Consider the following 12,029-nt stretch of genomic DNA (forward strand, 5'->3'; position numbering starts at 1 on the left):
TACCGCCGCCGATGATCCTGAATTCCCGAACCGCCGAACTGGGTGGTGTCGCGACGACCCCCGTCGCAGACACCACCCCCCTGGTGGCCCGTGGCTACACCCACCCCATGATGGACGGCCGCACCGTCGTCAGGCTGGTCCGCGACCCCCTCACCGAGGCCGAGGACATCGGCATGGCGGTCCATGGGCTGGCTGCCTCAGTCTCTGTTCCGGTGGGGCACGTCCGCGCCCAGGCCGTTGGATTCCCCGCCTGGCCCATCCTCCATGACCCCGCCAATGCCCACCACGCCTTGCGGCTCCTCTCGGAGCTCCGGCGGGCCGCACGCTGTGCGGCAAGCACCCCGGGAACCGCAAAGAGCATCGTTGACTTCTCGGCCGGACAACTGGACCGTTCCGTCCCGCACTTCCTGCCCACCTTCTTCGAGGAGGCGGCCCGGATCTTCCTGGAACACGGGAACCGCAGCTACGCCGCGTCGTACTTCAGCAAGGCTCGGGAGGCCGAACGTGTCCACAACCTCCCCATCGACGAGGACCGCCACCGTCACGCCTTCAGGGAATTCGCCCTTGCCGGGCTGCTGACCGCCAAGGAGTTCACGGCCGAGTCCAAGTCATTGCAGCAGCGCCTCGCCCCCTCGGCGGCACTCCCCCGGTTCCTCCACATCAACCTCGACCGGGCACGGGGAGGGCTGCCTCCCTATCCCGGGCTGGCGTCCGACCTCAAACGGTTGGCCATTGCCGCCGGCGCCGATACACGTCAGGTCAGCGAGCAACTCCTGGAGGAGTTGCTGCGCACCCCTTCCATCAGCCAAGCACCGCAGGCATTCTGGGAGTCCTTCAGGGAGCCGCTCATCGCCCTGGCGACACGCTCCCCCCAGGTCCGCCGACGCCTGTTCCAGCTCACCCCCGGCCGCGTGGACTCCGCCATGTGGGTGAGCCTCCTCGAGGACACCGGGGTGGCCGAGGAGATGCGGACCACACACCTGCACCCAGTCGGCTGGATCCAGCGTTTCATCACGAGGGAGTCCTGCCGCCACCGCCCCGACCTCCCCGTCGAGCTGTCACGATTCATCCGGGCGCTACCACGCCAGGACGGGAGAAGCATCGATCTCCGCACCCCCACCGGACACCTTCATCCGGAGTTGCTCGACGCGGCCTGCTCACTCGGCCTCACGGTGCAGCTCAGCGGACGATCCGGACCGGGCGACCACATCGACTTCACGGCATGGCTGAACGACAGCCGCCGCAGCGACCTCACCCACCTGGCCAACAGCCCGCTGGCTCCCACGGCGGCACGTGGACTGGCGGCGATGCAGCTGAAGCAGCAGCTGCCAACACTGCTGGCGCACTGGGGCAGCAAGCGGCTGCTGCGTCTGTCCGCCGAACCCCAACTCACCGCCGACTCCACCGTTGACGATCTGGCCAAGGAACTCAACAGACTGAAACCCCTGTACACCTCCCTGCGATGCCGTGAGGTCGATGAAGGGTTCAACCGCCTCGAGGCCCTCGCCGACCCCGCCGAACTCACGGCACAGGCAATCCGGGCAGGATTCCTCACCGAGCTCACCTGGCCGACGCTCGAGGGGGCGGCCGCGGAACTGGGTGAGGGCCGACGCCTGGGGATCCACGAGTCGTGGCCCTGGTGCGGGGTCGCCTTGGGGGACCGCATCATCTGGGTTCGCGGCGACGAGCGGGAGGACGTCGTCCTCCCCACCGCCCCTGACCTCCAGCGACGTCTGTGGTTCAAGGTCGGCCGCGACACCCTGTGCATTGGTGAGGATCGCAACCACAAGGGGCATCTCCGATGGGCCAGTGACCCGACGACGGATCGCCCCCATCCGCGGGTCTGGGACTTCCCCCGGCTACGCATCTCCCTCGAGACCGCCGAAGGTCGACTGCTGGGTGATGGGCTGCTACGACCCGGCGACCCACGGCTACCCATCTCCACCCTGCGCACCATGCTGCAGGAGGGAAACTCCTTCTGGAGCGTTGGGCCGCGCGGGATCATCCGCGAGGTCGATCCGGGAACCGGACGACTTGGTCGCGCCTCGCTGCCACCGACGATGGCCACCCTCATCGAACAGGACCTGAGGGAGGGGTTCCGTCTCTGCGCCGATAGCAGCTGGTGGCTGCCGGATCCCGGAAGCGAGGACTCCCCGCTCGGCAGTTCCCGAGGGCAGTTGGGCTGGGTGGTCCTGAGGCGGGGCACCACGACCCGGGTACGCGGCGTCGACGGCTACGTCCATGACCACCGCCCCCACCAGGACACGACGACCCGATCGGACGCACCGGTGGCACGGCTGGTACGCCCCGGTGGCGGCCACTGGATGGTGACCGGCCGGACCCTGTGCCCCGAGAACAGCCGCTCCAGGCTGCAACCTGCCCGGAACCTCACCGGTGATCTCCACCTGCTCCACGACGTACCACTCGCCGGGTGGCACCACCTCCGGCCCCGGGATCCGGCGGTCAGCGCCCGCATGCGCACCATCCGCGCCGAGGAGGTCTCCGACCTCATCGCTGCGCTCCCGGAATGGACACGGTTCCGACCGGATCGGTTGCCACGCGAGGTCATCGCAGCGGCCGAGAAACTCCTCGGCAGCACCGATCCCGCTTTCACCGTCGCGGTGGGATGGGCAGCCGTGGAGATCTCCCGGGAGGTCCACGCGCTGCACCAGATCCGGCAGCTGCGGGAGGCAACTCGACCCGATGACTCCACCGGAACCTTCACTGACCAAGCCCCCAGCAATCACACCGTCGGGTGGCTGGTCGGGGCCTCGCAGGTGGACAACGCACCGAGCCGCACGGATGTGCACCTGCTGCGCTCCCTCCTGGCCGGGACACCGGTCCCCGATGCCGCCATCCCCCAGGTGTCCTGGACCCCCGCGATGACCCCGGAGCTGTATCTCGCAGGAGCCTGCCGCCCGTTGGCACGGCCGGAGATCATCCAGGCAGCGGCTGCAGCCGTCGGGGTCATCCGGGACAGCGGGCTGTTCCGACCCGGAGCAGCGCTCTTCAGCATCCCCGCCGTCGCGGGATTCAACGGAATCGCCAGCGGACAGGTGACCCAGACCGACACCGGCCCCGCCGTCATCATCGGTCATGAGTGGCACGACGGGGGCCGATGCCTCCTCTTCCTCTCCCCGGGAGGTGGCGTTCCCCCGGCCGTGGAGGACCGCCCCACGACGCTGAGGATGCGGTTCAGCAACCAGATTGACGCCGTCGTCGCAGCCTTCGAGACCCTCCTGGAGGAAGGCGGCCCCGGTTGGGCCCCCTCCGCCGCGGAGCGGTTCGCTGCCGCGACCGGCTGGTGCCTGCCAGGAGCCAAGGTGTTCCTGGCAGGCATGCCGAATCTTCACGAGGACAGCAGCACCTGGCTGCCGGACGACATGCGGAAGCTCCTGGGCATGAGCACGACGGAGGTGGCCGAGGCCAAGGCCTTCCTCAAGGCCCTTGACCCTGACCTGCTCGCCGACCTCATCTCAGCCGGGGCCGCTGACCCGATGCGGGTGGTCCGTCACGGTCTCGATGTGGATGCCATGGCCCAGCGGTGGCGGACCCTCACCGGCGGTAGGGTCACCTTCCCCGGTGACATCCTCCTCGCGGCCGAACGCAGCTTCCACGACGGGGCGAGGAGCGTCGCGGGCCTCGCGGGTGACGACCTCCACCCCTACGATCTGGGTAGATGGCTGTGGGTGATCACCCGGGTGAGGTTGGAGGACCCACTACGCCCTTGGCTGGCTGATCGCCTCGATGCCCTCATCGACAGCTGCACCCGGCGGCAGTACCGATCCCGGAGCAGGCGCAGCCGCTGGTTGGCCGACGAGGATCCCGAACGGGTACGGCTCGGCCTGCCAGCCCTGGCCGAGTTGCCGATCGGCGCCACCGTCGAGGCCGGGCCGTGGCGGATCATCCGGGAGGACAAGGACGACGAGGTGATCTTCGACGCTGCTCGGGTCGAGAACTGGCAACTCGAACTCGACCGGGCGACAGTCATGGAGCGGAGCTACTACTTCCTCCACACCGTCGTCCAGGTGGCTGCTCTGGCCGCGGGGCAGTTCGCGCCTCTTCAGGAGTGGTTGCGGACGCCCGGTCAGGGATGGGCACAGGACCCGCTCGCCTCAGTTCCCGACATCGTCGCCGAAGCACGGACCACCTTGGGTCTTCCCGAGGACGCGGCCCGCTACTGGCTGCAGCTGTTGGCGCTTCCCCACCCCACCGACAGGAACATCCACACTTGGAACGGCTGGAAGAAGAGCCACCGCGAGCAGGCCGCTGCGCCGCTGCTCGAACGAGGACTCGTGCTGGAGGCGAAACGCGCCCGGGCGGGACGTTCCCTCTTCCTTCCCGGAGGGTGGAGCGACGCGAAGGCTCCTCTCATCCCCATGGAGGATTGGAAGTACTCCTTCCTGAGGGAGGCGCATGAGGGCATCATCGGCTCGCGAGGAGGAGGCGAGGTCGTCCTCATCCCCCTCCCGCAGCTGTTCAGCCACGCCTGGCAGCGTCACCAGGGCGGCGACGTCCCCGGCTACGTGGAACTCAGAACCGAAAGGACCCGCCGCTGATGATCGACGACCCCCGCACCGCCGAACTCGGCGGGATCTCCGTCACGCCCCAGCCGGGGACCGTCACCGCCTCGGCCCTGCGCTACCAGCACCCGGCCCTCGAGGACCGGGTGGTGGTGCGACTCGTCGGCGACAACCTCACCGAGGCGGAGGACATGGCGTTGGCGGCCATCGGGCTCCGACGCACGGCCACGACCCCCGTCGGCGCGACCCGGCCGCGCACCGCAGGTTTCCCGGCGTGGCCGATCCGCCACGACCCGGCCAATGCCCGCCATGCCCTCAACCTCGTCGGCGACCTGCACCGCGCGGCGAAACTGGCCCGCACGAAACCCAAGCTGGCCAAGGAACTGCTCGACCAGCTGGCCCTGACGCTGGGCAACTCCGCACCCCACTTCCTCCCCACCTTCCTCGAGGAGGCGGCCCGCATCTTCATCGGGGTGGAGTCGCTGAAGTTCGCCACGCAGTACTTCGGGAAGGCCAGGGAGGCGGAACGCGTCCACAACCTCCCCATCGACGAGGACCGGCACCGCGAGGCCTTCCTGGAGTTCGCCCTGGCCGGGGCGATCAGCGTCAAGGAACTGGGCAACGAGTCCCGGGCGATGGTGGAGCGGGTCGGGGCCGAGCAGGCGCTGGAGCAGTTCCTGCACCTGGTGGTGCTACGCACCGCGGGCGGGGTCCCTCCGTATCCCAGCCTGCTCACCGACGTGACACGTCTGGCGAGGGCCGCCGGGCGCGACGTCGAGCAGACTGTGCTGGGGCTCGTCACCGAACTGGCCCCGCTGCCCGCCCTCGGATCGGCCGACGCCGGTTTCTGGAACGCCCTCACCCCGCTGCTGCCGAAACTCACCGCCTTGGATGGGAAGCTGAGGCACGCGCTGCTGGCCGTGGTCCCCGCCGCCCTGCCCTCCAACGTGTGGCTGGAGGTGTTGGAGGCCTCGGGGGTGGCCGACGGGCTGCGTTCCGGGGAGTTGGACGCCCACCGCTGGGTGGAGCGGTACGTGATCCGCGACCACGTCGCCACCAGCCGCAGCGACGTCGCTGCGATGTGTGCGCTGGTTCGTGAGCTGCCGAACCTGACAGGGCGCGACGTCACGATCCCGCTGCCGCTGCGCCGGATCCATCCCCAAACAGTTGACGCCCTCCTTGCGGCGGGAATGACGGTCCACATCCAGCAGGCGAAACATCCCACCGACGCCCTGGACCTCGGCTGGTGGAGCAACGCCCAGCCGAGAGCGGACCTGGTTGCCCTGTGCACCAGCGATCTGGCCTGGCTGGTCGCTGGCGGCATTCCCGAGGCCCTGAAGTCGGGTCGCCTGAAGGCCCTCGCCAGTTGCCCCGGCACGGCCCGGCTGCTGCTGGAGTGGGCTGAGCCCCGGCTGCCCAAGGAGCCCACGCTGGCGGAGATCACCGCCGAGCAGCAGCGCCTCGGCGCGTTTCTCCGTTCGAAACGAGCCGAGTTCGCCCATCTCGCCCCCACCCTGGCCGATGCCTTCGAACCCGCGGAGCTGCTGGCGCGCTCGTTGCGTGATGGGCTGCTGACCGAACTCGCCTGGCCCGCCCTCGAACGGGCCGTCGCAGAGTTCCCCGGCACCGTCACCCTCCACGAGGCGTGGCCCGCCGTCGGTGTGGCTTCCCGTGGCGTGGTGAAGTGGATCGACGGCGACCAGGTGGTGGCGGAGAGCTCGTCGGCGTGGACGAAGATCCAGGACGCCAACCAGTGGCTCTACACCCTCATCGACGGGGTGACGGGATGCAAGAAGACCACTCCCAAGCAGCACTGGGTGCTCACCTGGTCCAACGACCCGGGAACCGAGCATCAGCTGGGCTGGCTCTTCCACGTCAAAGGTCCGACTCTCAGCCTGCCCGTCGACGGTGGCCGCCTGGTGAAGAATGCCGTCCAGCGGGTCGGTGACACCACCGCCGACTTCCAGAACCCCGTGCAGATCCTCAGCGACGGGGAACGCTACTGGCGGGTGGAGGATCACCGCACCCCCAACGGGGTGTGGGAGGTCAACCCGGTCACGGGTGGCCGGGTTCGCCGTTCGCTGCCGGAGGCCCTGGCCCGGCTGATCGAGCCGTGGCTCCGCGACGGGTGGCGGCTGTGGCTCAGCACCCGGTACCGGGATCAGAGCCTGCTGCACTGGCACCCCGCCGCGCCCACCACATCCTCGTCCCTGCTGCCCACCAAGGACGGCATCCACGGCTGGGCCACCCTGCAGCACCCGGATGGCCGCATCCTGCACCTGGGGGTCGACGGCACCACGGTGAGTCTCCCTGCCGGGGAGCCGATGATCGGGATGATCCGTCGTCCCGGTGGCGGACACTGGTTGCTCACGGAACAGGGAAGGCTCTGCACCAAGGAGGGGCGCCCGCTTCCCGCTGCGCCGGGCGAGGCCGGGAAACCTCACCTGCTGCACCGACTGGGGCAGCGTGCCGCCGGGGCCTGGCACCAGCTGCGAGTCAGGGACGAGGCGGTGAGCGCCCGGATGCGGGACTGCCAGGCCGACGACGTGGCCGCCATCATCGCGGCCGCGGAGGAGGCCCTGGCCGGAGGGAACTCGAAGCCACACCGGCTTCCCGAGCACCTCACGGCGGAGGCCGTCGCCGTGCTGGGCTCCACGGACCCCGCTCTGGTGGACGCCGTAGCCTGGCTGGCCGTGCAGATCGTGCAGCTGAAGGCGGAACTCGGGCCCCGGGTCGGGCAGCCGAAGCCGCGAAAGAAGGAGAACCCGACGCAGGCTCCCACGCCTGCCCCAACCCCTGCCGTCGAGGAGACACCGGTCAGGCCCACCGCGCCAGAGCCCAGCTTCGCCTCCCACCAACCGAACTCCGATCCGGCCTTCTGGGCCTTCCCCCGATACAACCTGATCCGACACCGCGACCAGCGCAAGGCTGCCCGGCTGCTGGCTGAGAGGCTGGGCGGGAGTCGGGGTGCGCACCGGCTGTGGCAGAGCCTCGACGAGGGCACGACAGCCGCTGCCATCGTGGTGCCCGAGGCGCTGCTCGCCACCGCCTGCTCGCCCGGGTTGACGCGGAAACAGGTCGGCGGGCTGGCAGCACTCGTCGGGGCGTTCGCGGACGCGGGGCTGACGGGAGGGGCACTGTTCCGGTTCCCGCTCCCGCTGCAACGCTACGAGGCAGGCACAGTCCTTGACACCCCGACAGGCCCCTGCGTGCTGTTGGGGACGAATCACCACTACCGCCATCCCGACGTGCTGGCCTGGTGCCCGAGCGGCGCAATTCCCACCGCCGTCGACGGCCTCACGGTCACCCCTGTACTGGAGGCCACAGGCACGCCCGTCGCGCAGGTCCTCGAAGCTTTCACCCACCTGCTGGACCAGAAAGCGCCATCGTGGCGCCCGGAGCCCGCGGAGCAGCTGGCCGAGGCCACTGGTTGGGGACGTGTCGCCGCGACGGTGAGCCTGGCGGCCCTGCCCTGGTGGAACCACACGAAGCCCTCCGAGCTGCTGGCTCAGCTCGGAATCACCAACACCGGGGCTGCGACTGCTCGTCTCTTCCTGGATGGTCTGGGTGTGGGGGTGCTGCCACGCCTGGTCGCCGCGGGAGCCAAGGACCCGTTGCGGGTGGTGACCGAAGGCCTCGACGTCGAGGCGATGATTTCCTGTTGGCGACAGCTTGTCCCGGAGATCATCCTCATCGACGCTCCGATTCGGCAAGCGGCGGATCGCCTGTTGTGGGGTGGCTCGCTCCAGATCGATTGGCTGCGCGATGGCGAGGACCTGGACCAGGACTCGATCCCGTTGCTGCTGTGGCTGGCCTACGTGTTGCCGGGTGAGCACCCGCTCCGTCGGCTCGTCGCCGACCAGTTGGAGCGGCTGTGGGAGGCCACCGACCCGATCCGCATCGACGATCTGCTGGCCGATCTCCGTCTCCCCCGCCCAGGACATGCCACCGACCCGAGCACTTCGGTACCGCAGCTGGTGGCGCGGGCCGCCACGGTTCTGGGGTTGGACATGGAGGCGGCCCGCTACTGGCTGCAGCTGCTGGCCCTGCCGGACCCGACCGACGCGAACGTCGAGTCGTGGAACGGGTGGACCAGGAAGCAGCGCCGGGCGGCAGGAACGGAGCTGCTGACCAAGGGGCTGGTGGTGGAGGCGAAACGCTCTCGCGCGGGACGGTCCCTGTTCCTCCCCGGCGGCTGGCTGGAGGCCAGCAGCCCACACCTGCCGATGGAGGTGTGGAAGGCCCCCTTCTTCGACCTCGAGCACGCCGCGAGGGTGAAACCCCGCCGGGGTGTGGTGGCGCCGACGACCCCCGTGGCGCAGCTGTTCGCCGATGCCTGGCGGCGTCACCAGAGCGGCGACGTACCGGGATACGTCGAACTCAGAACCGAGAGATACCGCAGGCAATGATCGACAACATCCGCACCGCAGATCTGGGAGGGGTGTCGACGGCCCCCGTCGCCGACACCGTCCCTGCCCAGGCCCGCACATACCGCCACCCGGCCCTCAGCGACCGGCAGATCGTCCGACTCGTTCGGGGACCCCTCGCCGAGGTCGAGGACCTCAGCCTCGCGGTACTGGGCCTCCACCACACCGCCTCTGCCCCGGTCGGCCACATCCGCACCCGAGCCGTCGGCTTCCCCGCCTGGCCCATCCTCACCGACCCCGCCAATGCCCGCCACGCCCTCAACCTCGTCGGCGACCTCCAGCAGGCGAACCACCTGGCCGGATCGAGACCGGGCACGGCCAAGCGGATGCTCGATGAACTCGCCGCCGGGCTCAGCGCCTCCGCCCCACACTTCCTTCCCACCTTCCTCGAGGAAGCGGCCCGCATCTTCCTGGCCCACGACAACCGCACCTACGCCACCCAGTACTTCACCAGGGCCCGCGAAGCCGAACGCACCCATAACATCCCCATCGACGAGGAACGCCACCACCACGCGCTGCTGGAGTTCGCGCTCGCCGGGGCGCTCAGCGCCCAGGAACTCACCGCCGAATCCAAGTCCCTCCTGCAACGCCTCAACCCCACCGACGCCCTGGAACGGTTCATCCAACTCAACATCGACCGGGTGCGCGGCGGCCTACCACCCCACGCGGGCCTTGCCACGGACATCAAACGCCTGGTCAAGGCCGCCGAGGCCAACCAGCAGGAGATCGACGAACGTGTCCTCAACGCCCTGCTGCCCACCGCCTCGATCGGCAACGCACCCCGCGCGTTCTGGCACAGCCACCTCACAGCGCTCACCTCCTTGGCGCGGCACAACCCCGCGCTGAGGGATCGCCTCTTCACCCTCACTCCCGACGGGGTCACGACCGCCGACTGGCTCCCGGTCCTGGAGGCAAGCGGTGTCGCTGACGAGCTGCGGGCCGGGGACCGCGACGTCCTCGACTGGATACAGCGTTTCATCACCAAGGAATGTCGCGGCCGGAGGGATGACTTTCCTGCGGAGCTCTCCCGGTTCATCCGTGCCCTGCCTTCCCAGGCGGGCCGCACCCTGGAACTCACCCTCAGGTACTTCGACGTCAAGCCGGAACTGCTCGACGCCGCTCTCTCACTCGAATGCCGGGTTCAGATACACAATCCCTCGACCTGGTCGTATGATTTCCGCTTGTGGGAGTGGGTGTGCGACGACCGTCGTTCTGATCTCAGCCACCTTGCCGCCAGCGAGTACGCCGACACCGCCGCCCGTGGCTTGGAGGATGTGATTCAGAGTCACCTCTCCATCGTGCTGGCTCATGAGGGCAGCCGACAGCTTCTCCACCGTTGGGCCAGGACACGATTGACAGCCGATAGCACGGCGGCGGATTTCGCCTTGGAGTTGGAGCGTCTGGCAGGGCTGTACTCCCCCAGGGCACGTACAGAGCTCGCCGAAGAACTCAGCAAATTCGAGGCCTTCGCCGATCCCGCTGAGCTCACTGCCAAGGCCATCCGCGACACCCGGGGAAGCACCCGAATGCGACCGATACGGGCCGAGGACGTGGCCGATCTGCTCACCACCCTGCCCGACTGGTCCCCGGAGGAACCAAAGAAATTGCCCAAACCAGTGATTGCCGCCGCGGAACGACTGCTCGGCACCACTGACCCGGCCCTCACCGTCACCGTCGGCTGGTTGGCCCTGCGCATCAACCGCCAGGTCCAACAGCTACGGCAACTCCAGGCAGCAAGCACTGTCGAGGCTGACGGAACCTTCAGCGGTTGGGCCCCCTCGAAGGACGCCGTCGCGTGGGTGAATGATGGGCGCGTGTACGGTCGCGACGACCTGCGCATGTTGAACGCCATCCTGGCCGGGCAGGCCAGCGCAAAGATCCATTCCGGCAGGATCGGGCAGCTCCAGCTCATGCATCCGGAGCTGTTCCTGGCGGGGGTCTGCCGTCCATTCGCCTCGCGGGAGCTCATCGAGGGGGCTGCAGCAGCTCTGGGAGCGGTCCGGGACAGCGGCATCCATCGCCCCGAGTCCGTGCTCTTCACCTTCCGCCAGCCAGCCAGCCGCGACGACATCCTGGATGTCGGGGACGTGGTGGAAACCGCCACCGGCCCAGGGCTCGTCCTGGGCTTCGAGGGGCCGGATCTGACGCTCTTCGCGGTGTGTCTGTCCCCCGGCGGGGCCATCCCGGCGGAGGTGGACGGATTCGTCACCGCCCCGCACAGCCGCTCCAGTGGGGTCAACCTCGACGATCATGTGGCAGCGTTCATGATCCTGCTCGAGGACGGCGCCCCGCCATGGGATCCGACAGCCCCGGAACGCTTCGCCGAGGCCACCGGCTGGCCCCTGCCCGCCGCGAAGATCTTCCTGGCCGGGATGCCGAACATGGAGTCCTGGGACCACAACTGGCTGCCGAAGCAGGTCCGGGAGTTCCTGGGGCTCAAGGTCGCCGAGGCGGCAGCGGCCAAGGACTTCCTCCAGGATCTGGGCACCACCGTGCTGGTCGATCTGCTGTCCACAGGGGTCGCTGACCCGATGCGGGTCGCCCGTGGAGGCCTCGACGTCGACGCGATGATCGCCCGATGGCAGGAACACCACACTGCCTCGGTCACGCTGCCGGAGGCGATCATCACCGAAGCAGAACGAAGCTTCCCCTACGGCGGGGGCAGCGGTGTCAGACAGCTCACCGTAAATGACGCAGACCTGACCCTGACGACGCATTGGCTGTGGCTGGCCACCCAGCTTCCCCTGCAGGATCCACTTCGCCCGTGGCTCGCCGACCGGCTGGACCACATGATCTCCACCAGCCAACGCGCCGAATACTCCCAGATGGTGGGAACCGCCTCTCCTGACCGGAACCGCATCCGGGCCATTCTCGGCCTGCCCGGATTCGAGCAGGCCCCTGCCGGAACCATCGCCCATGTCGGTCCCTGGTGCATCACCCACTGCGACGACCACGACGACATCGTCTTCGACCCCAACCTGGTCGAGAACTGGGACCTCGAACTGGACCGCGCCAGGGCCATGCCCAAGGGGTTCTCCGAGGCTGCGGACATCGCCGACCTGGCAGCGGTGGCGGCAGG

At 68.9% G+C, this 12,029-nt stretch carries 3 protein-coding genes; all 3 read left to right on the forward strand.

Annotation, left to right across the window (positions count from 1 at the left end; all coding sequences use genetic code 11):
• Positions 1 to 11: 11 nt before the first annotated feature.
• Complete coding sequence (locus tag EII35_RS14790; RefSeq protein WP_125229233.1) at positions 12 to 4,559, forward strand: hypothetical protein; 4,548 nt, start codon at positions 12 to 14, stop codon at positions 4,557 to 4,559.
• The gene (locus EII35_RS14795; RefSeq protein WP_125229234.1) at positions 4,559 to 8,932 is read left to right on the forward strand and encodes a hypothetical protein; all 4,374 of its coding nucleotides are present in this window, start codon (positions 4,559 to 4,561) and stop codon (positions 8,930 to 8,932) included. Before EII35_RS14790 ends, EII35_RS14795 begins: the two co-directional genes overlap by 1 nt.
• The coding region (locus EII35_RS14800) for a hypothetical protein (protein ID WP_221739781.1) at positions 8,929 to 12,029 on the forward strand (3,101 nt) is incomplete at its 3' end. The genes EII35_RS14795 and EII35_RS14800, both read left to right, overlap by 4 nt.

The sequence above is a fragment of the Arachnia propionica genome (assembly GCF_003932785.1).
GTDB classification, from domain to species: Bacteria; Actinomycetota; Actinomycetes; order Propionibacteriales; family Propionibacteriaceae; genus Arachnia; species Arachnia propionica_B.